Source organism: Candidatus Cybelea sp. (assembly GCA_036489315.1).
Taxonomy (GTDB): domain Bacteria; phylum Vulcanimicrobiota; class Vulcanimicrobiia; order Vulcanimicrobiales; family Vulcanimicrobiaceae; genus Cybelea.
Genome location: DASXFZ010000064.1, coordinates 107,868 through 132,892 on the forward strand (window position 1 = coordinate 107,868; position 25,025 = coordinate 132,892).

Sequence of the window (25,025 nt, forward strand, 5' to 3'; positions counted from 1 at the left end):
CCCGAACTCCGATACCTTAAGCGACCGAATGCAGCGACGCGACGACCGCATCGAGCGCGGAATCGAGCGCGACATCCTCGTGGTGCGCGAGCACGTCGATGAAGTCGTTTGAATCGGCGTCGAGCAACGCGTCGAGGGCGTCGATCAGCCTCGCGCGATAGGCGAAGAATGCGCCGCCTTGCGACGGCAAAAGGCGCGCGAGCGCCGCCCACGGCGCCGCCGTGGCGAGCGGTGTCAGGGCCAGCCGGTCGCCAAGTTCGCGCAGCTCGACGGGGTCGAGCGCGCCGCGCAGAGCGAGCGCGACCGTTGGCGGCTCCTCCGGCACGCCCCGCGCCGCCGCGGCCTCGGCGATCAGGCGCTCGAGCGTCGACCGCAGCGAGGGCGTCTCCACGTCGCGCGGGGCGATCGCATAACCGGGCAATCGCAATTTGATGAAGAGGCGATCGAACTCGTCGCGCAGGAGTTCTTTTGTTGCGCTGAGAGCGCCGCAGCGCGCGTCGCCGATGGCGTCGGGCAAGAAGGCGCGCAGTGCGAAGATGTGCGTTATCAATCCGCCGAAGCGCGCTTCGCGCAGGAAGCGCGCCGTGCGGCCGAGGCGCTGCGCGGTAAACGCCGTCAGCGTCGCCGTGGTCCCCGCCGCTTCGGCCGCGCTCACGCTTTCGTAAATCTCAAGTGGGCTCTCCGGCTCGCTTTGCGTGCCAGGAGAAAGCTGGGCTAAGGCAAACGCGCCGTTACCCTCGGCGACCGGCGTCGCCGGCGGCAGCGCGACGAAGCGGTCCTGCGTGAGCGCCGGCGCGCGATCGCTCGCTGCCGGACCGATCATTCCGTCAAGTCCGAACGGCAGTCCGGCGATTGCGTTGGCGAAGATCGGCGTCGCGCGAACTCGAAGTTCATCCGAGACGATCTCATCATCGCGATCGCCGTCGTAGCGAACGTGCGCGCTCAGCGCGATCGACGTACCGCCCGCCATGGCGTTGTGAACCACGCTGCGCCAGCGGATCGCGGCTTCGACGCCGGGGTCGACCTCGCTGAGGATGACGCCTTCCCCGCAGCAGACCGGCGGGAGCGCGCCGCCATCGCGGATCGGAACGTCGTTGATCGTCGTGGAGTTGGGAACATAGATGAGCGAATCCGGCATTGCCGTTGCGATCGCGACGAGACGCGCGGTTCCGTCCCCGCCGTTGCGCACTTGCAGCGTCCATTCCACCGTGTCACCCGGCGAGACGACGTCCGCGGGTTCGCTGCGCAGAACGCCGACGGAAAAGTCCGGCTCGGCGCTGGTGGCAATCGTCAAGCGCGCCAGCGGCACGGGAAGGACACCGTCAGCGGTGACAACGCCGTCGACCGTAACCGGCCAGTCCTTGGCGAGTCCTCGCAGCAGACGCAGCCCGAGGCGAGCCCGTGCCGCCGCGCCGGGTGCCAGCTCGCCGAAGAGCAGCGACGACCGCTCGCGCGTCGCGCCGTCGACGCTCTCGAGCCGCGCCTCCGATGAGAGGTAGGTGCGTAGGCGGACGTCGTGCGCGATATCCGTGCCGATGTTGGTCACGAGAACGTCGACGTCGGCGAGCTGATTGGGCCGCAGCACCTGTTCGCCCGCGAGATCCAAACGCGACGACTCCGCGTCGAAACCGGGATGCGAGTCGACGCGCCACGACGCCTCGGGCAGCCGAATCTCGCCGAGCTCGCGCGTGTGCAGGCCGGCGCCGATTCGGATCTCGGTCGCGTCGGCACACGGGGACGGCACGCGAGCGCGCAGCGTAAAGCGCCGCGAGGCGTACGCTTCGATCGGCCCAAGCTCGAGGGTATCTCGATGCGAGCCGACCGAACTGCGCTCGATCGAGAGCCGCGAACCGCCTTCGAAAACGCTGAGGTCTTCGAGCGGCGGCAGGATGCGCAGCCGCAGCACGCCGTCGTTGGCGTCGGCGCTTCCTTCGTTTTCGAGTGCGATGGCCGCTTCGATCTCGCCGCCCGGCGCAACGGTCGCGTTTCCCGTACGGATCAGCGTGTTGCGGCGCGGCGCGAAGGCCGGCTCGGAACGGACGACGACGCTGCACTCTAAACGCCGCTCGTTTTGTGCCCCCGACGGTTCCCAGTCGAGCGTTGCCGTTGCCGAAACGATCGTACCGTTCGCTGCCGGAGCGAGCAAAACGGCGTCGGCGCAGAGCGTGACTCCCGAACCTGTGCCGATCGGGCCGAGCTGGAAACGCAGGTCTTTGCGGCGCTCGCGAACCGGACGGCCGTCGATCGTCGTCGCGCCGCGAATGAAGAGCAGTCCCTCGGAGAGCTCGATCACAGCGGTCACTCTAGACGCCGCGGCAGTTCCCGCGTTGAAGGCGCGCAGCGTGAACCGTACCTGTTGTCCGGGCCGCAAATCCGCAAACGGCGCGGCCCCTAACGTCGTGTGCGGGTCACTGAAATCGGGTGCGGACGCGATCGTGAGCGACGCCGGCTCGAGTGCAAAGCCCGCCGTCTCCTGCGAAGCAATTTCGGCGCGTGCGACGACCTGCGTACCGCCGGCCAACGGGTTGTCGATCGCGAGGCGATAAACCAACGTTGCAGAGGCGCGGGCCGGAAGCGATTGCAGGATGACCGGCGCGTGCAGCCGGTCGAACGGCGCGCCCAGCCCGCGTTCGATCTCACGTCCGTTTAACGCAGCCGAGCCAGCGACGTACGTCGAGTTTTCCGGAATGGGAGCCGCGACGATCACGTCACGTGCGGTCGATTCGCCCGCATTGTGAATGCGAATCGTAACTTGCGCTTGGGAGCCCGGAATGGGATCCGCCAGCGGCTCGATCGCGATTCGCGTCAGCGCGTTGGCCAACTGCGGTTTGCTGCGGGCGACTAGGCGGACGACGTTCGAGCCGGTCGGCGGTAACTCGAACGAGGCAACCGCTGCCTGCAGTTCGACGATCGTACCGTTTTCGATCGCACCCGCGACGCTGTAAGCGATTTCGACGCGGCGCTCTTCATCGGCCGCCACGTCGCCGACGGAGGCGCCGGCGCGAGAGAGCAGGGGCGAGTTGCCGGACTCGTCATCGAGTTCGCGGCCGTTGAGGCGCCCGCTGCCGACGAGATAGACGAGTCCGTCGGGGAGGTTGAAACGAATCCGAACGCCGGTCGCCGTTGCGCCTCCGTGGTTGCGGAACGTGAAGCCGGCCTGGACCGTGACCCCAGGTTCCAACTCGCGCTCGGGCGAAACGACGAGCGTCCGCAGCCGCTCCGGCAACGTCGGTGCTCCAGGCGCGAAAACCTCGGAGAGAGGTCGCATGACGCGGGGACGATTCGCCGCGGGCAACGGCGCTCCCGCGCTCGCCCGCGCCGTGCGTTATATTGTTTTTTAGGAAGGATCGCTAGAGTATGCTCGCAGTTCACGAAGACCGTCTCGCCGCCGCCGTCGCACGGCTGGGTGCGGAGAACGCGTTCGAGATTTTGGCCCGCGCTCGAGAACTCGAAGCTGCCGGGCGCCGCGTCGTTCACATGGAGATCGGCGAGCCCGATTTCGATACGCCGGCGGAGATCAAAAAAGCCGCGGTAGACGCGCTGTACGATAATCACACCCACTACACGCCGTCGAGCGGGCTGCTCTCCTTGCGCGAGACGATCGCCGACTATGCCAGCCGCTTTCGCAACATCACGCCGGCCTGGAACGCCGACAACGTCGTGATCTCACCCGGCGCGAAGCCGGTGATCTGGAACACGCTGAGCGCGCTGCTCAATCCCGGCGACGACTTCATCTACTTCGATCCCGCCTACCCTGCGTACGCATCGGCCGCGAGCTATCTGGAGGCCAACGTGCACGCGATCCCGCTGCGCGAGTCGCGCAACTGGCGCATGGACCTCGACGAGCTCGCCCGCCGCGTCAGCGCGAAGACGAAGCTCGTCGTGATCAACTCGCCCCACAATCCCACCGGCGGGGTCCTGACGCGCGGCGACCTGGAGTTTATCGCCGACCTGGCGCAGCAGTACGATTTTCTCGTTCTCGCCGACGAGATCTACAGCCGCAATTTCTACCTCGACACGCCGTTCTTGTCGATCTCGTCGCTGCCGGGGATGCGGGAACGGACGATCGTCGTCGACGGTTTCTCGAAGGCGTACGCGATGACGGGCTGGCGGCTCGGTTATGCGATCCTGCCCGAACGGCTGGCGCGCACGGTGACGCTCTTCAACAACAATACGTTTAGCTGCGTCGCCACCTTCGTCCAGATGGCCGGGATTGCGGCGCTGACCGGATCGGACGAGCCGGTGCTGCGAATGAACGAGATCTTTCGCCAGCGGCGTGACCGGCTCGTGAACGGCCTCAATCAAATTCCCAATGTCTCGTGCTTACTGCCGGAAGGCGCGTTCTACGCGTTTCCAAACGTCTCGTCGATCACGCAGGACGACCGCGGTCTCGCCAAGTTTCTCCTGGAGGAGGGCGGCGTTGCCTGCGGCGGCGGCTCGTCGTTCGGAGCGGCCGGCAAAGGTTATCTGCGATTCTCTTATGCCGCCTCGCTGGAAGATATCGACTGGGCGCTGGAATCGATCGAGCACAACCTGCGCAAGTTCAAGGGGTAAACTTCATCGCGCGCCGCACGTCGGCGAGCGTATCGGCGGCGATGGACCGCGTACGAGCCGTCCCGTCGTCGATGATCTTTGTAACCACTGCGGGATCGCTGCGGTACTGCGCGTAGCGCTCGCGCACCGGGCGAAGATACGCGTTGAGCGCTTCGGCGAACTCGGCCTTATCCTGCACGCAGCCGAGGGCTCCCGAGCGGCAGCCTTCGGCGATCGCGTCGAGCCGGAGCGGATTGACGAAACGCCATAAAGCAAAGAGCGGGCAGATCTCCGGACGGCCCGGGTCGCCGCGCCGCACCTTGAGCGGATCGGTCAGCATCGAGCGCACCTTCTGCGTGGTCGTCTCCTCGTCGTCGGCGATCAGGATCGCGTTGTCGTAGGATTTGCTCATCTTGCGCCCGTCCGTGCCGGGCACTTCGGGAAACTCGGAGAGCGTCGGCTTCGGCTCGACGAGGATCTCGCCGCCCTCGCCGTAGAGATGATTGAACCGGCGGACGATCTCGCGCCCGAGCTCCAAGTGCGCGACCTGGTCGCGACCGACCGGCACGTATTGACCCCGCACGACGGCGATGTCGCAGAGCTGCAGCAGCGGGTATCCGAGAAAGCCGTAGGTCGCGATGCTCTGACCGAGCGCCTCGATCTGCCCCTTGTACGTCGGTACGCGTTCGAGCCACGAGACGGGGGTGATGATCGAGAGAAGCGTGTGCAGCTCGGAGATTTCGGGGACGCCGGACTGCAGAAAGATCGTGCAGCGCCTGGGGTCGACGCCGGCGGCGAGCCAAACGGCAACCATCGCTTCGCGCGCGTCGCAAACGACCTGCGGATCGGCGAACTGCGTGGTGTAGGCGTGCAAGTCGGCGATTTCAAAGAACGCGTCGTCGTTCTCGCAATATTTTTCCCACTGCGTGAGAACGCCGACGAGATGGCCGAGATGAAGCGGGCCGCTGGGCCGCATTCCCGACATCACGCGCCGTTTGATCGGATTCATCCGCGCGTCAATGCGGCTAGCCGGCGCCCAATGCCTCTCCGGCAGCGCTCAGTGCTTTGCGATTTCGGCCCGCACGAAGGTGCGCGCGGCACGCACCGCCTGGCGCAGCGTGCTGCCCGCGGCAAGCTCGCAGGCCAACGCCATTGCGAGCGTGCAGCCGGTGCCGTGCATCGAACCGGCAATTCGCGAATCGCTCAGGATCTCGACGCCGTCGCCGGAAGCAAGCACGTCGACCGGCTCACCTTCGAGGTGGCCGCCGGTGAGCAATACTGCCGCCGCGCCGCGCTCGCGCAGCCGGCGCGCCGATTCGCCCATGGCGTCGCGGCCGACGGGTCCGCAACCCAAGAGGTAGGCCGCCTCCGCGAGGTTCGGGGTGAGGATGACGCTGGGCAAGCGCGCCAGTTCGTCGCGCAGCGCCTCGCCCGCCGCCGCGTCGGCAAGCTCGCCGCCGCTGCTCGCGCGCAAGACCGGATCGACGACCGCCGGTAACCATGGCCGTCGCGCGAGCGCGGCCGTAAGCGACGCAACCGCGCGCGCCGTAGGCAACGCGCCGACCCGCACCGCACCGGCGCTCTCCCACGGCAGCACCTGGATCTGACTTTCAAACAGGTCGGGGTCGACGGGCCGCAGCGCGACGACACCTCCGGCATCCTGCGCGCTGATCGCCGCCACCGCGGTGAAGACCCGCGCCCGCAGGGCGCAGCCGACGACGAGGTCGCGGCCGACGCCCGCGACGTTGCAGGGATGGGTCGTGCCGATCGAGATCACGATGCTCGCCATTGTTGCCGCCGCTACCCGCTGCCGGACCACGCGCGCAGAAGCCGTCGCGCGGCTTCGTTTGCATCGGGCGCGCAGAGCGCGGAGATGACCGCCGCCATCGCGACGCCGGTTTCGCGCACCGCCGCCAGGTTCTGCGGACCGATGCCGCCGATCGCGGCGACCGGCAGGCGCGTCTGCGCCGCCAACGCGCGCAGGCCCCCCAGACCGATCGGCGCGCCGGCATCGGCCTTCGAAGAGGTTGCAAAGACGGAGCCGATGCCCAAGTAGTCGACGTCGTTGCCGGCGCGCGCGACTTCGCCGGCATTGCCGCACGAGAGCCCGATCAAACGCTCTTGCACCGCCGCGCGCAAGGCGGCCGGCTCATCGAACCCCTCGTCGCCGGGGCCGAGGTGAACGCCGTCGCAATCGAACTCGACGGCCCGCCGCCAGTCGTCGTTGAGTATGAGGAGCGCGTCGTGCCGGCGCGCGAGCGCGTGCAAGCGGCACAGTGTCTCTGCACCGAACGCGCTCTTCGGACGATACTGAACGATCCGAACCCCCGCTTCGAGGATCGCTTCGGCGCGCGCGACGACGCCGGCCTCCTCGTTGAGAATCGCATAGATTCCGTGTAAGCGCGCGGCGCGCTGCGCGCGCGTTACACGCGAGGGCGCATCCGCTGCCATAGCACGATGTTGGCGACTACGTAGGCGATGTAAACGACGGCAACGACGATGGCAAGCGCGATACTATGACGCGCGAGCGAGAGCGGAACGAGTATTCCGAAACAGAGAACGCCGGCCATCAGCAGCGCGACGATACGCGAGACCGGAAAGAGCATGAAACCTCCTACGATTCCTGCGGCAGCAGCAGATCGCCCAAGCGCACGAGCTCGCCGTCGTTCTGAAAACGCAGCTCGATCCGGCCGCCGCGGCCGGTGCGGACGAGGGCAACGTGCGTACCGAAGCGCTCGCGCAGGCGCCGTTCGAAATCGTCTTCGTCGGGGGAGAGCCCGCGCGGTACCCGATCGTCCTTATGGCGCGCCGGCGCGTCGGCGTTTGCAAGCCGCTCGAGACTGCGTACCGTCAGTCCTTCGTTTACCGCGCGCCGCGCGAGCGGCATTCGCTGTGCATCCGGCGCCGCCAATAACGCGCGCCCGTGGCCGGCGGAGAGTTCGCCGTTTACCAGCATCGCCTTGATCGTCTCGGAAAGGCCGAGCAGACGCATCGCGTTGGCGACGGCCGGGCGGCTCTTGCCGAGCCGGCGCGCGACCTCTTGTTGCGTGAGCGCGTGCTCGTCGATCAGGTATTGAAAGCCGGCGGCCTCCTCCAGCGGATTCAAGTTCTCGCGCTGCAGATTTTCGACGATGGCCAGCTCGAGCGTTTCGCGGTCGTCGCTAGTGCGAACGATCGCGGGAATCGCGTTTCGCTGCAGTGCAGCGCACGCGCGCCAGCGCCGTTCACCGGCGATGAGCTCGTACCCGTCGTCGCGCCGGCGGACGATGATTGGGACGAGGACGCCGTACTGCGCAATCGACGCTTTGAGTTCGTCGAGTGCGTCGCCGGCGAAGTGCTTTCGCGGTTGAAACGGATTGGGCGTGATCTGCCCGAGCGGTATCTCGCGTACGATCTCCTGCGAGCTGGTGACCGGCACCGAGTTCTCGCCGAGCAGGGCGGCCAGTCCTCTGCCCAAACCGCGCCGTGCGGTCACGCCGAAGCTCGAGCTGGTTCGAGCATCTCGCGCGCAACCGCAATATAGGCTTGCGCGCCGCGGCTCTTGAGATCGAAAAGAATTACAGGCTTCCCGAACGAGGGTGCTTCGGATAGCCGCACGTTGCGGGGAATTTGCGTTTTGAACATTTCGCGCGGAAAGTACTTCTCCAGTTCGCGAATCACTTCGAGCGCCAAACGAGTGCGGCCGTCGAACATCGTAACCAACACGCCGCTGACGTGCAGCGTCGGATTGAGCGCGTCGCGTACCCGCCAGATGACGTTGGTTAGCTGCGCGAGGCCTTCGAGCGCGTAGAACTCGGCCTGCACTGGGATGATGCAATCCTGTGCCGCAGTCAGCGCGTTGATCGTTAGTAAGCCGAGCGACGGAGGAGAGTCGATCAACACGAAATCGTACGAGCTCTCCAGCGGCGCGAGCGCTTGACGAAGACGCGTTTCGCGCGAAAGCGCCGCGACCAGTTCGACGTCGGCTCCGGCGAGATTGATCGTGGCCGGAGCGAGGCTGAGATTCTCGACCTCCGTGCGCACGACGACGCTTTCGAGCGGCGCCTCCTGGAGAAGCGCGTGGTAGACGTCGCGCTCCAACTGCGTTTTGTTGACGCCCAATCCGGTCGTCGCATTGCCTTGAGGATCGGTGTCGACGACGAGGACGCGCCGTCCGAGCATCGCTAACGCCGCGCCAAGATTCACCGCCGTCGTGCTTTTCCCGACGCCGCCCTTCTGATTGACGAGCGCGATGATGCGGCCCAGAACTATTCTCCGAGTCTTTGGGGCGGTGGCGGATGCTCGAGATACTGCTCGAGAGCGTGCAGCAGCAACGCCCGCTCGTTACGTCGGGGCTCGTCGGTGACCTGCTCGAAGAGCCAGTGCAAGGCCTCGCCCACCCGGCGGTCGCCGCGGAAGTTCGGCGCAACGTCGCCGCGCCGGCGCAAGGCGGCGATCACGTCGTCTCCGCTCACAGCGAGATCGGTGACCGCAAAGGCCGGCTTGCGGTCGATCTCCTCACGCACCCGCGCCTCGAAGCGCTCGTTGCCGTCGCTTCGCTTTGGCAGTCCGCTGCCGAGGATGTCGGCCCGGCGAAGAGCGAACAGGTGTTCGATCTGCGCGAGCTCCGCGCGGCGGATGAAGCGGCGCAGCGCGGCGTCGCCGATGTCGGGATCGGCACCGTACATGTGCTGTCGCACCAAGTGCGTGACGCTGCGAACGGCCTCGGCGGGAAAACGGAAGCGCTCGAGCATGGCCTCGGTCATCTCCGCACCCACGATTTCGTGCCGGTAGAAGTGGGGACCATCCTTCGTTCGGGGTTTTCCGATGTCGTGCAGCAGCGCCGCGAGGCGAAGGGTCAGATCGCCCGGCGGCGCGGCGTCGGCGGTGGCCATGAGGTGCCCCCAGACGTCGTAGGCGTGCCACTCGTTCTGCTCGACCGCGACGCCCTCGAGCAGCTCCGGCCATACGTATCGAAGGACGTTGGTTTCGCGCAGCAGTTCGAGCCCGATCGAGGGCTTTTTCGCCAATTTTAGCAGCTTCGTGAGCTCCTCTTGGATGCGTTCGGCAGCGATGCTGGCGACCAGCGGCGCCGCCGGCGTCATCGCCGTGCGCAGCACCGGCGTCGGCTCGAATTCGAATCGCGCGGCAAACTGGGAAGCGCGCAGCATGCGCAGCGGATCCTCGACGAAGGTCTGCGGAGAAAGAACGTCGATCCGGCGCGCGCCGATGTCGGCAACGCCCCCGTAGGGATCGATCAGTTCGCCGCCAGGCAGGGCCCGGGCCATCATATTCATCCGGAAGTCACGTCGAGCGAGATCCTCCTCGAGCGTCACGTCCGCTCCGCTGCTCACCTCAAAATCTCGGTGTCCAATGCCGGTTGAGCGCTCGCGCCGCGGCAAGGCGACGTCGACGGTCTCTCCGTCAACGGTGACCTTGAGAACGGCGAAAGAGGCGCCGACGAGATCGACGCGGCCGATCCGCCGCAGGCGCTCGACGAGCTCCTCGAGCCCGACGCCGGCGACGACGTAGTCCGAGTCGGCGCCGGAGGCCCTTTCAATCTGCCCGTCGGCAGCTCGAATCTCATCCCGAACGCGTCCGCCGACCGCAAACAGGGAATTTGCGGGGAGCACGGCGGCGAGCCGTCCGTCGAGCGGCGTTAGTTTCACGTGGAACTACCCCGTGAAACAGAATCCGGGGCGAGCCCGTAGCGCTCGACCATCGCCTGAAGCCGGCCGTAGGAGTGGTCGTCGATCTGCTCCCAGGGCAGCGCGCGAAGCAGCGGGATGAGTTCGGAGCGCAGCGCCGGCCCGCGAATCATCAGCTGGAAGTAATGGCGTCCGCCGTGATGGTAGGGTCCGTAGAGGCGAGAGAACGGAATACGATCCTGCAGCCAGCGCAGCAGCCGCTCGTGACGGACGTGCATTTTGAGCGTGATTTGCGCCTGTTTGCCGTCCCCTCCGACGTGCCCCTGGGCGATCAGAAGGCCGAGGATCAAACCCTTTTCAAAATCAGTTCGAATCGTCTCCAAAGCTGCTCCTCAGGCGATTTTGTTTCACCGGTAGGTTTCCCGTGAAACAGCACCGTTCCTCGCTTACGAGCAGAGCGGGCGTTTTTGGGCGACGCCGGTGCGGCGCGGGAAACGCAGCGAGGTGCTGCGCTCTTTTTTCACCAGGATGATTCGGCGGTCGTTCTCCAGGGCCACGATTTGATCGAGGCGTCCTCCGAGAACGAGCGCCGCGTCTTCGAGGCCCGTTCGCTCGCCCTCGTCGAAGCGGCCGCGCTGCAGGATGCCGGTCCCGCCGACGGCGATCAGGGGAAGGAGGAACTCCTCGGTCGCCGCGGCCGTCGCGACCGCCCGGCAGGTACCGCTGGCAAAGCGCTCGCGTAAATCGACCCGGTGGCCCGCGGTTTCGGCGCGCTCGGCAACCACCTGCCCCTTCAGGGCCAGGCGATCCAAAATTTCCTCGAGCAAGCGCGCTTTCTTCGCCGTCGCCTCGATCATCGTCACTTCGAAGCCCGTCGCGACCGCGACCGGGATCGCCGGAAAGCCGGCGCCCGACCCCACGTCGACGAAGGGTGCGCGGACGTAGGGCACCACGCTCAGGCTATCGATGATATGCTCGGCGATCTCGGATTCCGACTTGGCCCCGGTGACGTTGAAGTTACGATTCGCGGCAAGTACGAGCGCCCCGTAGCGTGCGAGACGCCGCACGACGTCGGGATCGGCGCAGGCGCCGGCGAGCAAACGCTCCAGCTCAGCCTGAGCCGTCTCTGCCACCGCTTAGCCGGCGGCGGTCGTAAACTCGCGCCGCCCCTTGTGCAGGAAGAGTCCGACAATCGCCACGTCGGAGGGCGTAATTCCGGGAATCCGCCCGGCCATCCCGAGGGTGCGCGGCTGCCGAGAGCTGAGCTTCTCGCGCGCCTCGCGAGAGAGCGCGGCGATCGACGCGTAGTCGAAATCCGGCGGAATTGCGGCATTTTCGCTCTTCGCCGCGCGCTCGATCGCCAGTTCCTGGCGCCGAACGTAACCCTCGCATTTGAGCTCGATCGCGAGGCGTTCGCCGATTTGCGGTTCCAGCGGCGGGTCGAAACACGCCGCCACGTCCGCGAACCCCAGCGCGGGCCGCCGCAGCGCATCGGCGATCGTGTGGCCGGCATCGAACCTCTCGCCGCCGATCCGTGTGCGGCCGAGACGCGTCCGTGCGGCGCTGCGCCGGCCCGCTTCGAGCTCCGCTCGCCGCTGCTCGAAGCGTTCCCACTGCAGGTCGGCGACCAGGCCGATCTCGCGTCCGACCGGCGTCAGGCGTAGATCGGCGTTATCGTGACGCAGCACGACGCGGTGCTCGGCGCGCGAGGTCAGCATACGATACGGCTCGTCGACGCCTCGGGTGACCAAATCGTCGATCAGCACGCCGATGTAGGCCTGCGAGCGGCTCAAGCGCAGCGGTTGGTCGCCGCGGGCCGCTCGCGCCGCATTGATTCCCGCGATCAACCCCTGTGCCGCCGCCTCCTCGTAGCCCGAGGTTCCGTTGAGCTGGCCGCAGTGATAGAGGCCGGCGACCCGCCGGGTCTCCAGGGTCTCGTGAAGCTCCGTCGGGGGCACCATGTCGTACTCGACGGCGTACCCGGCACGGAGCATACGGCAGGCCTCGAGGCCCGGCAGCGTCTGCAGCATTGCCAACTGGATTTGCGCCGGCAGCGACGTCGAAAAGCCGCCGACGTAGAGCGTCGGCTCGTCCCAGCCTTCCGGCTCGAGGAAGATCTGATGCGTCGGATTGTGCGCAAATTTCACGACTTTGTCTTCGATCGACGGGCAATACCGCGGGCCGATTCCGCGAATCAAGTCGAGCCCGTACAGCGGCGACCGGTGGAGATTCTCCCGCACGAGCGCGTGAGTTCGTGCGTTGGTTTCGGTCAGATAGCAGGGAAGCTGCGGCCCCGCAAAGCGCGCAGAGCTCGAGTACGAAAAGAGCAGCGGCGTCGAGCTGGGCGGCTGCGGCCTCAGGGCCGCATAATCGACGCTGTGCTTGTCGATTCGCGGCGGCGTTCCGGTTTTGAGCCGCTGGGTGGGAAATCCGAGCTCGCGGAGCGCCCGTGCGAGTCCGATAGCGGGCGCTTCACCGAAACGCCCTTCGGCGCGAACGTCCGCTCCGCAAAACGACTTTCCGCCCAGGAACGTCCCCGTTGCAAGGACGACCCTTCTTGCGGCGAAGACGCGGCCCCCGGCGCAACGGACGCCGCGCACCTCTCCGTTGCGAACGATCAGCGCCTCGACGAGGCCGGCCACGATCTCCAGGTTGGGCACAGCGTGCAGCAGCCGGGTCGCGAGCTCGCGATAGGCCGGCTTGTCCATCTGCTGGCGCAGCGCGCGGACCGCGGGCCCTTTGCTTTCATTGAGAAAGCGCGCGTGCAGGCTGCAGCGGTCTGCCAGGCCGGCCATCGCTCCGCCGAGCGCGTCGATCTCGCGGACGAGTTGGCCCTTTGCGCTGCCGCCGATCGACGGGTTGCAGGGCAACGTACAGATCTTAGCCGGATCGCCCGTGATCAGCAGCGTCGGAACGCCGAGCCGGGCGGCCGAAAATGCCGCCTCGACGCCGGCATGACCGCCGCCCACGACGATCGTGCCGGCATCGTCGAGCATCGGACTTAGGTGGCCGGCGCTACCGGGAGGGCCGAGGCGTGCGAACGCAGACGCAGTGAGAACGCGATCATCATGATGCCGAAAATGATCGCATAGGCGCCGATCAGCCAAATGATCGCGAGCGCGCCCGCGAGTGGCCGCCAGAGCATCAAGACGCCGAAAGCGATCGACGCGAGGCCGCCGAGAATTAGCCAGAACTCATTGCTGATGTGCTTGCGCAGCTGAAAGGCCGCTACGATCTCCAGAACTCCGGTGATGAATGCCCACGCCGCAATCGTGAGATAGAGCGCGAACAACGTAATGCCGATGTCGTAAAAGGTGATCGCCGCGATCAATATTCCGACGACCCCTTCGATCAACATTGGCCACCAGCGCGGCTGATGCTGCTCGGCCGCGCGAATCGTTGCGTAAATCGCAAAGACTCCGTCGATCAGCGCGTAGGCGCCGAAAAGAATTCCGATCGCGAGAATCGTCGCGCCGGGCCATAAGAACGCTAAAAGACCGAAGATAATTGCCGCGATTCCGCGGATCAGCAGCACCCACCAATTGCGTGCTACGACGTCGACTAAACCTTTTGCTAGCATTGCGTTACTCGAGCTCTTTGCCGTTGGCAAGAAGAACGCGCTGCACCGTGCAGAGCTTGGGCTGCGGACCATCCCAAACTTCGCCGACCAGCGCGTCGGTTAGATTGTGATTGATTTGAGCGCCCTGGGAAAACGAACCGCGATCGGCCAGCACGTACGTGTGCTTGCGATAGCGCAGTTTGAAATCCACTTCGGTGGCGGGCGATGCGTGCGTATTGTAATAGACGACGTTGACACCATTGGTGTGGCCGCCGTTGGAGTTGACGACACAGCTGCCGATCGTGATGCCGAGGTTCGATACGACCTTGGCCGAAACGACGCACGGCGACAAGAGTGCCCCCAGCGTAAAGCCCAAGAGGAAAAGGCGTCGCATATGGTTTCTCTCCTTCTTGATTAGCGTGTTATTTCCCGATGCAAAAGCGGGAGAAGATACCGGCGATTATTTCTTCGGCAGCCACCGGCTCGCTTACATGCCCAAGCGCTGAAAATGCACGTGCGAGCTCCGTCGCGGCGAAATCGACTGGTTCGCCCGCAGCGAGCGATTCGAGAGCCTGGCGCAGCGCGGCGAGCGCGTCGTTGACGGCCTCGAACTCGTGCAGCGCCGCTAAATGTGGACGCGTCGCGTCGAAACTCGCTCCGCGCCAACCCGCCTGCGCGATCGCGTCGCGCAAGGCTTGGAGCGTCGCCGGTTCGCGGACGCTTCCGGCGACGGCTTCCGGAAGTCGGCGCGCAAGGGCCGCGTCGGCCCCCAGATCGGCCTTGTTGAGGTAGAGAATGCGAGTCTTTTCCGACGTGCGTTCGAGGAGCCGATCGGCGTCGGGGCCCGAAGGCTGGGAGCCGTCAAGCACGACCAAAGCGATGTCGGCCGCCTCGAGGGCCGCCTGAGATCGGGCGATTCCGGAGGCCTCCAGGCGGTCGGCATGGCTGCGGATTCCGGCGGTATCGATTAACCGGACGGGGACGCCGTCGACGGCGAGGACCTCCTCAATCGTGTCGCGGGTCGTTCCGGGGATCTCCGAGACGATCGCCCGCTGCGTGCCCAGCAGGGCATTGAGCAGCGAAGATTTGCCGGCATTCGGGGGCCCCACGATCGCCACCGCTAGGCCCTCCCGCAGAACGCGCCCCGCCTCACCATCCAGTCTCAGGCGCTCGAGCCGCTCGTAAAGCGGCGCGATCCGCTGCGCGAGGGCGGCGCGATTCGGTTCGGGGACCTCGTCGGGAAAATCGATCGCTCCCTCGAGCTCTTCGACGACTGCCCGCAGCCCGGCGCGAGTTTCCCGGACCTCGCCGCCGACGCCGCTCTCGAGATTTGCCAGCGCTGCGCGGGCGGCGCGCCGCGTCTGGGCGTCGATGAGATCGGCGACCGCGGCCGCTTCGTGCAGCCCTAGCTTGCCATTGAAAAAAGCGCGGCGCGTGAACTCCCCGGGCTGGGCGAGACGGGCCCCGCCACCGAGCAGGGCGCGAACGACTTCCCGCACGACCACCGGAGACCCGTGAGTCTGCAGCTCGAGCAGGTCCTCGCCCGTGTAGCTGTGCGGCGCCGGAAAAAGCAGCGCCAGGCCGTGGTCGAGCGGTTCGCCGCTTTCATCCAGCAGCGTCGCTCGAGTGGCGATCCGCGGCCGAAACGGGGACTTGGTACGCACGAAGCGCTTTGCCAGCCGGTCCACGGCCGGCCCGCTGATGCGGACGATGCTGACGGCGCCGGTTCCGGGCGGCGTCGCAACGGCGACGATCGTCTCGTCAGGTACCGTCGTCAGCGAGGAAAAATTACGACGCGCCGTTCCGGCTCTTCGCCTTCCGATTCCGTGCGGACGAGCTCCGAATCGGCGAGCGCCAGATGAACGATCTTTCGCTCGGAGGGCAGCATCGGCTCGAGCTTCTGCGGCGCTTTCTCACGCACGCATCGCTCGAGGGTCGCCAGCGCAAGGCTTTTGAGCTGCTCGGCGCGATGCGCGCGGTAGCCTTCGGCGTCGATCGTATAGTAGTGCCGATTGTTGCGCACGCCGGCATTGAAGGCGTTGTTGAAGACGAGGTTGAGGGCTTCGAGGGTGTTGCCGTGGCGCCCGATGAGCATCCCGAGGTGCGGCCCCGCGACCTCCAAATACTCGCCTTCGGGGCGGGAAATGTAATAAATCTCGGTCGGGCCGCCGCCCATTCGCTCCAAGATTTCACGCAAGAGCTCTCCCGCGGGCTTCGCCTCGTCCGGCAGCTCGGCGGCCTGGCGCGCCGGAGGACCGCTGCGCCGGGTATCGCGCCGCCGCGTACCGCCGCCGCGGCCGCCGCCCGACTTTCCGCCGATAGTGCGGTCCCGAACGTCGGCGGGCTGCTCCTCGAACTCGAAATCGTCTTCGTACAACATGATTGGTGCTTTCTTACGAGCCTTATTTGTTCTTACGCTTCGACCGCGAGGAACGCGCCGAGCGTTGCGGATTGGATTTTGCGACACCGTTGCCGCTCGAGATCGCCTTCGCACCGTTCTCTTTCGGCTTGCCCGCATCGGCTCCGACGCTTTCGGTAATCGGGTGCTCGCTGTCGATGAGCGCGAGTGGTTGATGGTAGCGCCGCAGTAAGAAAAACTGCTGTCCCATCGTTAGGATATTGTAAGAGAACCAGTACAGGACCATCGCCGATGGCCAGTGATAGCGCCAGCCGAAAAAGCCGAGCATCACCGGAGATATCCAGGCCATGGTGCGCTGCATCTGTGCCTGCTGAGGATCGGTCGCCGGCTGGCTGACGTAGCGGATGCTGAAATACATCGAGGCCGCGTAAAACAGAATCAAAATGAGATCGGGAACCGCGAGGCTCGCGGCAAAGACCGGCGTTCCGAAGATCGCCGGGGCGCTCGCCCCTTTGGTAAAGGCGCTGCCGATCCAGAGCCAATTCTGATTTGCGAAGAGACCTTTGTGATTGAGCACGACGTAGTAGACGCTGATGATCACCGGGTACTGGACCAGCATCGGCCAGCAGCCTGCGAGCGGGTTCACGCCGTGCTCTTTGTAGAGCGCCATCGTCTCTTGCTGCTGCTTCTGACGATCGTCTTTGTACCGTTCCTGCACGCGTTTGAGCAGCGGCGCGATCTTCTGCATCTTGATGAACGCTTTGAACTGCGCGGTATTGAGCGGCCAGAAAACCAGGCGAATCAGCGCCGCCAGGATGATCAGGCTCCAGCCGAGGTTGCCCACCGGCTTGTCGATCGCCATCACGACCCCAGAGAGAAAATTGACGATGGGATCGAGCCACGACGCCGCGAGAAGAAGGTGCACGCGTTACCTCGGCTCTGCGCCCGGGACGAAGTCGACCCCGCCCGGATTCCAGGGGTGGCAGCGGCCTAGCCGCCGGGCGGCCAGCCACGCACCACGCAAAACTCCGTGCTCGCGGATCGCGACCAGCGCGTACTGCGAGCAGCTCGGATAGAAGCGGCAGGCGGGCGGCAGCAGCGGCGAGATAACCAGCTGATAGCCGCGAATGAGCCCCAGAGCGACGCTTCTCACGGGCACTTCTACGCCGGATCCAGGGCTGAAGTTACTTCGCCCTTCAAATCGGCGAAGCTGGCACGCACGGCCGAGGGGCGCGGCACCAGGAGCAGGCGCATCGGCCCGCACGACGGGAGCGCCTCGCGGACGATCGCCGACAAACGTCGACGCAGTTTGTTGCGCACCACGGCCTTTCCGATCGCTTTGCTTACCGTGATGCCCACAAGCGAAGTATCGTCCGCGAGCGAATCACTGCGGTAGATGGTGAGACTCTTGGTCGAAACGCGGCGTCCCGCCCGACGCAGCCGTGCAAAATCCGCCTGACGGCGAAGACTCGCCAACCGCTGCATCAGACGGTGAGGCGATGGCGTCCCTTCTTCCGGCGGCGTGCGAGCACTCTGCGGCCCGCCTTGGTGCTCATGCGTTCCAGGAATCCGTGCACGCGCTTACGCCGGCGATTGTGCGGCTGATACGTCCGCTTCATAACGTCCCTTCGGTGATCGAGTAATGCCCCACACCCTTTGTGGCAGACAGCCCCTGATTATATCCGCCGCGCCGAGTCAGCGCAAGCGCGGCGGCACCGCAGTGAGGGGGACCACTCCCCGACGCTGCCGTAACTTGCTGAAGTTTTGAGCCCCTCTAGTATGCAGCCGCCTGCCCGTCGACGAGTCGTCGTGACGGGGCTCGGGGCGGTGACCCCCGTCGGCAACACCCGCGAAGACTTCTGGAGGCGCCTGATTTCGGGAGAATCCGGAATCGCGCCGATCACGGCGTTTGACGCGAGCGACTTCATAACGCGCTTCGCCGGCGAGGTAAAGGACTGGTACCCCGAACAGCTGATCGGGCGTAAAGAGGCGCGGCGAATGGATCGTTTTACGCAGTTCGCCTTCGTGGCGGCGCGCGAGGCGATCGCCGATGCGAAGCTTCCCGACGACCCGGAGTTCAAAGCGCGTGTCGGCGGCGTGATCGGAACCGGCATCGGGGGGATCATCACCTTTTGGCTCAACTCCGAAAAAGCCAACGAGAACGGAACGTGGTCGAAGGTCACGCCCTTCTTCATTCCGATGCTCATGGCTAATGCGGCGCCGGCGCACATCTCGATGGCCTACGGATACCAAGGGCCGTTCTTTGCCGCCGCGAGCGCCTGCGCGAGCGGTAACGACGCGATCGTCACCGCGTACAACGCCATCGTCTACGGCGATGCCATCGCGATGATCACCGGCGGCAGCGAGGCGACGGTCTCGCCGCTGGCCATCGGCGGCTTCTGCTCGATGCGCGCGATGTCGACGCGCAACGATGATCCGGCTAAAGCCAGCCGCCCCTTCGATCGTGAGCGAGACGGATTCGTGCTGGGCGAGGGGGCGGGCATTCTCGTGCTCGAGGAGTACGAACACGCGCGTGCACGCGGCGCCTCCATCTACTGCGAGGTGCTCGGCTACGGTCAGTCCGCCGACGCCTACGACTTGGTCGCGCCCGATCCTGAGGGCAACGGCGTCCGACTTGCGCTCACGCGAGCTTTTGCCGGCGCGAACGTCGGCCCGGAGGACGTCGATTACATCAACGCTCACGGCACCTCGACGCCGATGGGCGATCCCGCGGAGTCGAAGGCGATCGAGCGGACGTTTGGCGAGCACGCTACCCGCATCGGCGTAAGTTCGACCAAGTCGATGCATGGCCACGCGCTCGGCGCCGCCGGAGGGATCGAGGGGGTCGCGACGGCCCTCGCCGTCTACAACGACCTCATGCCGCCGACGATCAATTACGAGTTTCCGGATCCCGACTGCACGCTCGACTACGTCCCCAACGTCGCGCGCAGCGCGCCAATTCGCGTCGCGCTCTCGAACTCGTTCGGATTCGGCGGTCACAACAGCGTGATCGTCTTCGGTAAGGTTCGCCCCGGCTAAGGCCGCGCCGTGCGTTCGATGAGGAGCCCACGTGAGTGGTGAGGCGTACCGGCGAAGGTTACGCGCGCTGCTGCGAGTCGCCGGTGTGCGCCAACTGCGCGACCTGAGCCTCTTTGAGGGCGCGTTCGTGCACCAGAGCCACGCGAAAGAGCGCGGCGGCAGCTCGAACGACCGGATGGAGTTTCTCGGCGATTCGGTTCTCGGATGCATCGCCGCCGGTTGGCTCTTCGAGCGCTTTCCGGAGGAGCCTGAAGGTCTCTTGACCCTGCGCAAAGCGGCGATCGTCAACGATGCCCAGCTCGCGCGCACCGCCAGGCGGCTCGGATTCTCCGATCTCGCGCTGCTCGGAGCGGGGATGCGCGCGGCCGGCGGGAGCGAGAACACCTCGGTACTGGCCGACGCGTTCGAAGCCTTTGTGGGAGCGCTCTTTCTGCGCTTCGGTTTGGAAAAGGCGCGCGCTTTCGTCGTCGCGTCGCACATCGAAGCGCTGGATCACTCGCCCGACGCGCTTCTCGATTCCAAGACGCGTCTGCAGCACTACGCACAGGAGCATCTCGCCGGAACGCCCATCTATCGCGAGACCAGCCGCGGCACTCCGCAGTGTCCGGCTTTCAACTCGAAGGTAACGGTGAACGGAAAAGTCTTGGGCAAAGGTCGGGGGCCGTCGAAAAAAGCCGCGCAGCAGGAGGCTGCGAAGGCGGCGCTGCTCACACTGACGATCGGCGACCAACAGGGCGTCGCGGCAAGCACGTGAAGCTCAGAAAAGTCCGAGCCTTCGGATTCAAGACGTTCGCCGAGCCGACGACGCTCGAGTTCGGGGACGGCGTCACGGCAATCGTCGGCCCGAACGGTTCGGGGAAGTCCAATCTCGTAGACGCGTTCCGTTGGGTGCTGGGCGAGACGTCGACGAAGAGCCTGCGCTCGGGACGTTTGGAGGACGTGATCTTTGCCGGCAACGAGGCTCGCAAGCCGTTGGGCCTCGCCGAAGTCTCGATTCTGTTCGACAACGCCGATCGCGCGCTGCCGATCGACTTCAGCGAGGTGGAGATCACCCGGCGCGCCTACCGCGTCGGAGAGAGCGAATACTTCATCAATCGCGCGCAGGTTCGCCTACGCGACGTCATCGAGCTGGTCATGGGTACGGGTCTCGGGCCGGGTTCCTACGCGATCGTCTCTCAAGGTCAGATCGACGCGATTCTCGTCAGCAAGCCCGCCGAGCGTCGCGCGCTCTTCGAAGAGACCGCGGGCATCGGTAAGTTCTTGGCGCGCAAGCATGAGTCGATGCGCCGCCTCGAACGCACGGAGCAGAACGCGATTCGCATCAGCGACCTGATCGCCGAGCTCGAACGGCGGATTCCCGAGCTGGACACGCAGCTGCGCCGCGCAAAGCGTTATCGGCGTATCAGCACGCGCGTGCGCGATCTGGAGATTTTAGGATACTTGCGCGCGGGCGCTTCGCGCCGCGCGGAGCGCGCGCAGCTGCGCATCGAGCTCGAGAAGCAGGAGGAGCAGCGTGCGGGGGCTGCGGCAAGAGCGGCGGCGCGCGGCGCCGAGGCCGCCGCGCTGCGAACCCAAGCGTACCGTTGCGAACTGCAGCTCGAGGAGCTGCGTTCGAAGGTTCAGAACGAACGCGCCGGGGTCGCCCGCCTGGAAGCCGAGTACGCGGCCGCGCTCGCGCGGCGCGAAGCGCTCGAACGGCAATCGACGCAGACGTCGCAAGACGTGCAACGCGTAGAACAAGAACGGACTTCGCTCGTTGCCGCGACCACGCGCCTCGAAGAACTGCTGGTACCGCTGGGGGCCGAGCTCGAAGAGGCGCGCGACGGCGAGCTGGCGGCGTCGGCCGCCCTGGCTCGGGCACGCGCGCAGCTGGAGAGCGTTTTCACCGAGCTGCGAGAGGTCGAGGCACGCGCCGCGGAAATCGCCACGCGCAAAGCGGAGCGGCGCGTTCAGGCCGAGAGCGCCCGCAGCGAAGGCGAGCGCCTCGAGCGCGAAGAGCGGGCCGCACGCGATCGCACCGAGCAGACCGAGATCGCCGCCGGCGCAGCCGCCCATCGTTACGAGGAGCGCAAGCGCGCCGTCGCCGCGCTGGAGGCGGAGCTGCTCGAAGCGCGCGGGCGGGCCGAAAATGCGGAGCAGCGGGTCTCGACCGCGCAAACCGAGGTCGCAGCCGCGCTCTCGGTGCAGCGGGACCGGTCGGGCGAGGTTGCCGCGGCACAGTCTCGCCTGCACACGATCGAGGAGCTGGAGAATTCACTCGAGGGGCACGTGCCGGGCACGCGCGCCGTCGTCGAAGCCTGGCAGCGCGGCGAGCTGCACGGCATCGAAGAGATCGTCTCGAACCTCATAACGACCAGCGAACGCTTTGCGCGCGCCATGGACGTCGCATTCGGGGCGCGCCTCTCGAACGTCGTAACGACGACCTCCGAGGATGCCGAGCGGTGCGTCGAGTTCCTCAATCGAAAAGAGGCCGGCCGCGCGACCTTTCTGCCGCTCGATACGCTTGCCGATCGCACCGGACGAACGCTCGACGCGAAGCTCGAAGGAATCCCCGGCATGCTCGGCTACGCGCACACGCTGCTGCAAACCGCGCCTCGCTACGCGGGAATCGTCAATTTTCTCGTCGGCAACGTGCTGATCGTCGATCGCCTCGAGACGGGAATCGAGCTGGTCCGCGGACGAGGCGTACGCGACACGATCGTCACGCTGGGCGGCGAGCAGATCACCGGCGGCGGCGCGATCACCGGCGGCCGCTTCGTGCGCGAGCGCTCGATCCTCTCGCGGCGACTCTTGGCAGCGAGTCTTCGCGAGTCGCTCGTCGGCATGCGCGTCAAGCTCGAAGAGAGCGAAACCGCGCTGCGCGCGGCGCATCTGCACGCGGAAGCGGCGATCGCGCAACGCGACGCGGCGCGCGAGCGGCAAGCGCAGGCAGAGGCGCAGCTCGTTGGTTCGCGGGCGCAGGTCGAGGCACTGACGGGCGACGTCGCGCGGACGAAGGCGGAGCTCGAGACGGCCCGCGCCGGCGCGGCCGCGCTGCGCGAACAGGTCGCGCGAACGCGCGAGCTGGAGCTCGGATTCGAGCGCCGCGAGCCGGAGGCGGAGCGCAGTGAGAGCGAACGCACGCGGCTGGAGAACGCGCTCGAGCGCGTACGGGCAGAGATTGCCGCCGCGCAAGAGGCGCAGACCGGGGCGAGCGATCGCGCCGCTCATCTGCGCGAACGAAGCGCGGCGCTGACGGCGGAACGCGACGCAGCGAAGGCCCGCCTGGGGATGCTCGACGCGGATAGCGTGCGATCGACGATGGCGCGCGAACAGATGCTCGCGGAGATCGCGGCGCTGATGGAGGAGACGCGCACCGCACACGCTCGCGTCGACGGGCTGTGGCGCGGAATCGCTTCACTCGACGGAGAGCTCGAGGCCGCGCGCGGTAAGCGCGAGGAGCTCGTTACCGAACAGGCTCGCGTCGAATCGGACCTGCGCGTGGCCGAACTGGAAGAGCGCGAAGCCGTCGCGGGCGGCGAGCGTCACCGCACGAGGCTCGCGCAGATCGAGGCGGAGCTGGGCATGCTCGTCTCACAGTTCGCGCAGCATCCGGCGACTACGCGGGAGTGCGCCGACGTCGAAGCACGCTATCGCGACGAGGACGACGCGGTCGTCGACGAGCTTCCGAAGCTGCGCGACGATCTCGCACGCATCGAAGCCAACGTCAATCTGAATGCCGAGTTGGAGCGCGATGAAGTCGCGCAGCGCGAACAGTTCCTGCGTACGCAGCTCGAAGATTTGGCCAAGGCCAGGGCGACGCTCCTCGAATCGATCGCCGAAATCGAGCGCGAGAGCCAAGTGCAATTCAACCAGACGTTCGAGCGCGTCGCCGCGGCGTTTTCTCGAATGTACGAGCGGCTCTTCGTCGGCGGTTATGCGAAGATGTGGCAGACCGAACCGGACAACCTCAACGAGACGGGTATCGAGATCGCGGTTCAGCCTCCGGGGAAAAAACAGATGCCGCTGGCGGCTCTCTCGGGCGGCGAACGCGCGATGACCGCGGCCGCGCTGATCTTTGCGCTCATCGAAACCAAACCGGCTCCGTTCTATTTGCTCGACGAAGTCGACGCCGCGCTCGACGACGCAAACATCGAGCGGTTCTCGCAACTGGTGCGCGAGTTTGCGGCCGCGTCGCAGATGGTGATCGTCACCCACAACAAGAAGACGATGGAGACAGCGGATCGCATGTATGGAGTGACGACGAAGGAAGCCGGCGTGAGCGCGATCGTTTCGGCCGAGCTCGCGGCCGAGACGGAAATGTCGGTTGCGTGACGCCGTGCCGGGCGCGCGGCGCACGGCGGCGCTCTTCTCGCTTTCAGATCGAACCGGGGCCGCGGAACTGGCGCAGGCGCTCGAGCGCCACGGCTTCGAGATCTATGCCACCGGCGGTACCGCAGCCTATCTCGCAGAGTCCGGCGTGGCAGCACGTGCGGTCGAAGACGTAACCGGTTTTCCGGCGCTCTTCGGCGGACGCGTAAAGAGCCTCCACCCGAAGATCTTCGGAGCGATCCTTTACGATCGTGCCGACGAAGAGCACCGGTCGCAAGCGGAAAAGTACGCGATTCCCGAGATCGCCGCGGTCGTCGTCAACCTGTATCCGTTCGAAGCAACCGTCGCGCGACCGGGCGCGTCGCCACGCGAAGCGATCGAACAGATCGATGTCGGCGGCGTCGCGCTGATGCGGGCGGCCGCGAAAAACTTCGAACACGTCGCCGTACTGACGCACCCCTCGCAGTACTCCGAGTACGCCCGAGCGATCGAAACGGGGGAAGTGCCGGTCGCCTTACGCCGCCGCCTGGCGATCGCGGCCTTCGAACGTACCGCCGAGTACGACGTCGCAATCTCGCATTATCTCGCCGCCGCGGGCGAGGTTCTGCCGAGCGAACTGCCCGGAGCGCTCGCGCTGACGCTCCCCCTTGCTAAACGGCTTCGCTACGGAACCAATCCGCAAGAGCGCGCGGCGTTCTATCTCGACCGGCCACAGCGGCTTCCCGCGCAGCTGCACGGCAAAGCGCTGTCATACAATAATTTGCTCGATCTCGACGCGACGCTGCGTCTGCTTTCGCGCGCGCCGCTGGGCGCCGAGTTCGGCAGCGATCGGGCGCGCTTCGTTCGCGCGGCGGTCGTGAAGCACACGATCCCGTGCGGCGTCGCACAACGGTCGGGCGTCGCCCTTGCAGTGCGTGAGGCGCTCGAAGCCGACCCCGTCTCGGCATACGGCGGAATCGTCGCTGCCGACGCACCGATCGACGTGGAAGCCGCCCTGACGCTGAGCGGCTACTTTCTCGAAATCGTCGCCGCGCCGGCCTTCGCGCCCGAAGCGCTCGACCTGCTTAAAAAGAAGCGCAACCTGCGGATCATGCAGTTCGCCGGATCGGTTCCCGACGAACTTGCGCACGAACTTCGTCTGCGCAGCGCGCTCGGCGGCGTCTTGGCGGAGAACGACGATCCGTCGGCGCCCGTCGAGGAATGGCACGTCGTGAGCCGGCGCCACCCCAGCGCGCAGCAGTGGCACGACCTGGCCTTTGCCTGGGACGTCGTGCGTCACGTCAAGAGCAACGGCATCGTCATCGTCGGGGGCGGCACGACCCGCGGAATTTGCGCGGGGCAGACCAATCGCGTAAGCGCGGTCAAAATCGCCGCGCGGCGTGCCGGCAAGCACGCTCGCGGTGCGGCCTGTGCAAGTGACGGCTTCTTTCCTTTTCCCGACGGGTTGGAGGCTGCGGTCGAGGGCGGCTGCACGGCGATCATCGCGCCGCGCGGCTCCGTTCGCGACGCGGAAGTCATCGCCGCCGCCGACTCACTCGACGTTGCCCTCGTCTTCTCCAGCTACCGTTACTTTTTGCATTAGGCGCCGGTCTATGAG

At 66.1% G+C, this 25,025-nt stretch carries 24 protein-coding genes; 5 read left to right on the forward strand and 19 right to left on the reverse strand.

Translation table 11 applies throughout. The features are described from left to right. Positions 1 to 16 precede the first annotated feature (16 nt). Positions 17 to 3,226, reverse strand: a complete 3,210-nt coding sequence (locus tag VGG51_15220; GenBank protein HEY1884378.1) for a hypothetical protein — start codon at positions 3,224 to 3,226, stop codon at positions 17 to 19. A 131-nt stretch (positions 3,227 to 3,357) separates the two neighbouring features. Between VGG51_15220 and VGG51_15225 the strand changes: the two genes are divergently transcribed. Beyond that, positions 3,358 to 4,554 (forward strand): pyridoxal phosphate-dependent aminotransferase, encoded by a 1,197-nt coding sequence (locus VGG51_15225; protein HEY1884379.1) that lies wholly within the window; start codon positions 3,358 to 3,360, stop codon positions 4,552 to 4,554. On the opposite strand, the gene trpS is transcribed toward VGG51_15225, so the two are convergent. The 18 genes from trpS to rpmH all read right to left on the reverse strand — a co-directional run bounded on the left by trpS (position 4,544) and on the right by rpmH (position 17,697). Next, positions 4,544 to 5,542 (reverse strand): tryptophan--tRNA ligase, encoded by a 999-nt coding sequence (gene trpS / locus VGG51_15230; protein ID HEY1884380.1) that lies wholly within the window; start codon positions 5,540 to 5,542, stop codon positions 4,544 to 4,546. The genes VGG51_15225 and trpS overlap by 11 nt on opposite strands. A gap of 48 nt (positions 5,543 to 5,590) precedes the next feature. Beyond that, entirely contained in the window at positions 5,591 to 6,322 is a 732-nt protein-coding gene (locus VGG51_15235; GenBank protein ID HEY1884381.1) for a hydroxymethylpyrimidine/phosphomethylpyrimidine kinase, read from the reverse strand. 11 nt (positions 6,323 to 6,333) lie between these two features. Next, positions 6,334 to 6,984, reverse strand: coding sequence for a thiamine phosphate synthase (locus tag VGG51_15240; GenBank protein HEY1884382.1), 651 nt, complete (start codon positions 6,982 to 6,984; stop codon positions 6,334 to 6,336). After that, positions 6,957 to 7,139 carry a hypothetical protein gene (locus VGG51_15245; GenBank protein HEY1884383.1) on the reverse strand — a complete coding sequence of 61 codons (183 nt, stop codon included), beginning with the start codon at positions 7,137 to 7,139 and terminating at the stop codon, positions 6,957 to 6,959. Before VGG51_15245 ends, VGG51_15240 begins: the two co-directional genes overlap by 28 nt. Positions 7,140 to 7,147: 8 nt before the next feature. Further along, complete coding sequence (locus VGG51_15250; protein ID HEY1884384.1) at positions 7,148 to 8,008, reverse strand: ParB/RepB/Spo0J family partition protein; 861 nt, start codon at positions 8,006 to 8,008, stop codon at positions 7,148 to 7,150. Further along, on the reverse strand, positions 8,005 to 8,784 hold the full coding sequence (locus tag VGG51_15255) for an AAA family ATPase (protein HEY1884385.1): 780 nt from the start codon (positions 8,782 to 8,784) through the stop codon (positions 8,005 to 8,007). Before VGG51_15255 ends, VGG51_15250 begins: the two co-directional genes overlap by 4 nt. Then, the gene (locus VGG51_15260; GenBank protein ID HEY1884386.1) at positions 8,781 to 10,181 is read right to left on the reverse strand and encodes an HD domain-containing protein; all 1,401 of its coding nucleotides are present in this window, start codon (positions 10,179 to 10,181) and stop codon (positions 8,781 to 8,783) included. The genes VGG51_15255 and VGG51_15260 overlap by 4 nt, the downstream gene beginning before the upstream one ends. Beyond that, positions 10,178 to 10,543, reverse strand: a complete 366-nt coding sequence (locus VGG51_15265; GenBank protein ID HEY1884387.1) for a hypothetical protein — start codon at positions 10,541 to 10,543, stop codon at positions 10,178 to 10,180. The genes VGG51_15260 and VGG51_15265 overlap by 4 nt, the downstream gene beginning before the upstream one ends. Before the next feature lie 63 nt (positions 10,544 to 10,606). Then, positions 10,607 to 11,293 carry a 16S rRNA (guanine(527)-N(7))-methyltransferase RsmG gene (gene rsmG, locus VGG51_15270; protein HEY1884388.1) on the reverse strand — a complete coding sequence of 229 codons (687 nt, stop codon included), beginning with the start codon at positions 11,291 to 11,293 and terminating at the stop codon, positions 10,607 to 10,609. Positions 11,294 to 11,296: 3 nt separating this feature from the next. Further along, the gene (gene mnmG, locus VGG51_15275) at positions 11,297 to 13,156 is read right to left on the reverse strand and encodes a tRNA uridine-5-carboxymethylaminomethyl(34) synthesis enzyme MnmG (protein HEY1884389.1); all 1,860 of its coding nucleotides are present in this window, start codon (positions 13,154 to 13,156) and stop codon (positions 11,297 to 11,299) included. Positions 13,157 to 13,161: 5 nt separating this feature from the next. Then, entirely contained in the window at positions 13,162 to 13,740 is a 579-nt protein-coding gene (locus tag VGG51_15280) for an HdeD family acid-resistance protein (protein HEY1884390.1), read from the reverse strand. 4 nt (positions 13,741 to 13,744) lie between these two features. Further along, positions 13,745 to 14,113: a hypothetical protein gene (locus VGG51_15285; GenBank protein ID HEY1884391.1), complete on the reverse strand. Its 369-nt coding sequence runs from the start codon at positions 14,111 to 14,113 to the stop codon at positions 13,745 to 13,747. Positions 14,114 to 14,141: 28 nt separating this feature from the next. Next, positions 14,142 to 15,542 (reverse strand): tRNA uridine-5-carboxymethylaminomethyl(34) synthesis GTPase MnmE, encoded by a 1,401-nt coding sequence (mnmE, locus tag VGG51_15290; protein ID HEY1884392.1) that lies wholly within the window; start codon positions 15,540 to 15,542, stop codon positions 14,142 to 14,144. After that, the gene (locus VGG51_15295; GenBank protein HEY1884393.1) at positions 15,494 to 16,099 is read right to left on the reverse strand and encodes a R3H domain-containing nucleic acid-binding protein; all 606 of its coding nucleotides are present in this window, start codon (positions 16,097 to 16,099) and stop codon (positions 15,494 to 15,496) included. Before VGG51_15295 ends, mnmE begins: the two co-directional genes overlap by 49 nt. Before the next feature lie 22 nt (positions 16,100 to 16,121). Beyond that, positions 16,122 to 17,003, reverse strand: a complete 882-nt coding sequence (locus tag VGG51_15300; protein ID HEY1884394.1) for a YidC/Oxa1 family membrane protein insertase — start codon at positions 17,001 to 17,003, stop codon at positions 16,122 to 16,124. A gap of 3 nt (positions 17,004 to 17,006) precedes the next feature. Next, positions 17,007 to 17,231 carry a membrane protein insertion efficiency factor YidD gene (gene yidD / locus VGG51_15305; GenBank protein HEY1884395.1) on the reverse strand — a complete coding sequence of 75 codons (225 nt, stop codon included), beginning with the start codon at positions 17,229 to 17,231 and terminating at the stop codon, positions 17,007 to 17,009. Between the two features lie 8 nt (positions 17,232 to 17,239). Then, the gene (rnpA, locus tag VGG51_15310; protein ID HEY1884396.1) at positions 17,240 to 17,554 is read right to left on the reverse strand and encodes a ribonuclease P protein component; all 315 of its coding nucleotides are present in this window, start codon (positions 17,552 to 17,554) and stop codon (positions 17,240 to 17,242) included. 8 nt (positions 17,555 to 17,562) lie between these two features. After that, positions 17,563 to 17,697, reverse strand: a complete 135-nt coding sequence (gene rpmH / locus VGG51_15315; GenBank protein HEY1884397.1) for a 50S ribosomal protein L34 — start codon at positions 17,695 to 17,697, stop codon at positions 17,563 to 17,565. Positions 17,698 to 17,857: 160 nt separating this feature from the next. Here rpmH and fabF point away from each other — a divergent pair, with 160 nt between their 5' ends. From fabF to purH, 4 genes are read left to right on the forward strand one after another with little or no spacing between them, the layout of a single operon-like run. Next, the gene (fabF, locus tag VGG51_15320; protein ID HEY1884398.1) at positions 17,858 to 19,117 is read left to right on the forward strand and encodes a beta-ketoacyl-ACP synthase II; all 1,260 of its coding nucleotides are present in this window, start codon (positions 17,858 to 17,860) and stop codon (positions 19,115 to 19,117) included. Positions 19,118 to 19,148: 31 nt separating this feature from the next. After that, entirely contained in the window at positions 19,149 to 19,871 is a 723-nt protein-coding gene (gene rnc, locus VGG51_15325; GenBank protein ID HEY1884399.1) for a ribonuclease III, read from the forward strand. Further along, a complete protein-coding gene (gene smc / locus VGG51_15330; GenBank protein ID HEY1884400.1) occupies positions 19,868 to 23,431 on the forward strand; it encodes a chromosome segregation protein SMC in 3,564 nt (1,187 codons plus the stop codon). Before rnc ends, smc begins: the two co-directional genes overlap by 4 nt. Beyond that, positions 23,424 to 25,010 (forward strand): bifunctional phosphoribosylaminoimidazolecarboxamide formyltransferase/IMP cyclohydrolase, encoded by a 1,587-nt coding sequence (gene purH, locus VGG51_15335; GenBank protein HEY1884401.1) that lies wholly within the window; start codon positions 23,424 to 23,426, stop codon positions 25,008 to 25,010. Before smc ends, purH begins: the two co-directional genes overlap by 8 nt. The last annotated feature ends 15 nt before the right edge of the window (positions 25,011 to 25,025 follow it).

What these genes read in the sequence shown, in the direction of transcription:
- VGG51_15225 (HEY1884379.1), top strand. Translation starts at nt 3,358, where the DNA reads ATGCTCGCAGTTCACGAAGACCGTCTCGCCGCCGCCGTCGCACGGCTG.
- trpS (HEY1884380.1), bottom strand. Translation starts at nt 5,542, where the DNA reads ATGAATCCGATCAAACGGCGCGTGATGTCGGGAATGCGGCCCAGCGGC.
- VGG51_15235 (HEY1884381.1), bottom strand. Translation starts at nt 6,322, where the DNA reads ATGGCGAGCATCGTGATCTCGATCGGCACGACCCATCCCTGCAACGTC.
- VGG51_15240 (HEY1884382.1), bottom strand. Translation starts at nt 6,984, where the DNA reads ATGGCAGCGGATGCGCCCTCGCGTGTAACGCGCGCGCAGCGCGCCGCG.
- VGG51_15245 (HEY1884383.1), bottom strand. Translation starts at nt 7,139, where the DNA reads ATGCTCTTTCCGGTCTCGCGTATCGTCGCGCTGCTGATGGCCGGCGTT.
- mnmG (HEY1884389.1), bottom strand. Translation starts at nt 13,156, where the DNA reads ATGCTCGACGATGCCGGCACGATCGTCGTGGGCGGCGGTCATGCCGGC.
- VGG51_15280 (HEY1884390.1), bottom strand. Translation starts at nt 13,740, where the DNA reads ATGCTAGCAAAAGGTTTAGTCGACGTCGTAGCACGCAATTGGTGGGTG.
- VGG51_15285 (HEY1884391.1), bottom strand. Translation starts at nt 14,113, where the DNA reads ATGCGACGCCTTTTCCTCTTGGGCTTTACGCTGGGGGCACTCTTGTCG.
- VGG51_15295 (HEY1884393.1), bottom strand. Translation starts at nt 16,099, where the DNA reads ATGTTGTACGAAGACGATTTCGAGTTCGAGGAGCAGCCCGCCGACGTT.
- rpmH (HEY1884397.1), bottom strand. Translation starts at nt 17,697, where the DNA reads ATGAAGCGGACGTATCAGCCGCACAATCGCCGGCGTAAGCGCGTGCAC.
- fabF (HEY1884398.1), top strand. Translation starts at nt 17,858, where the DNA reads ATGCAGCCGCCTGCCCGTCGACGAGTCGTCGTGACGGGGCTCGGGGCG.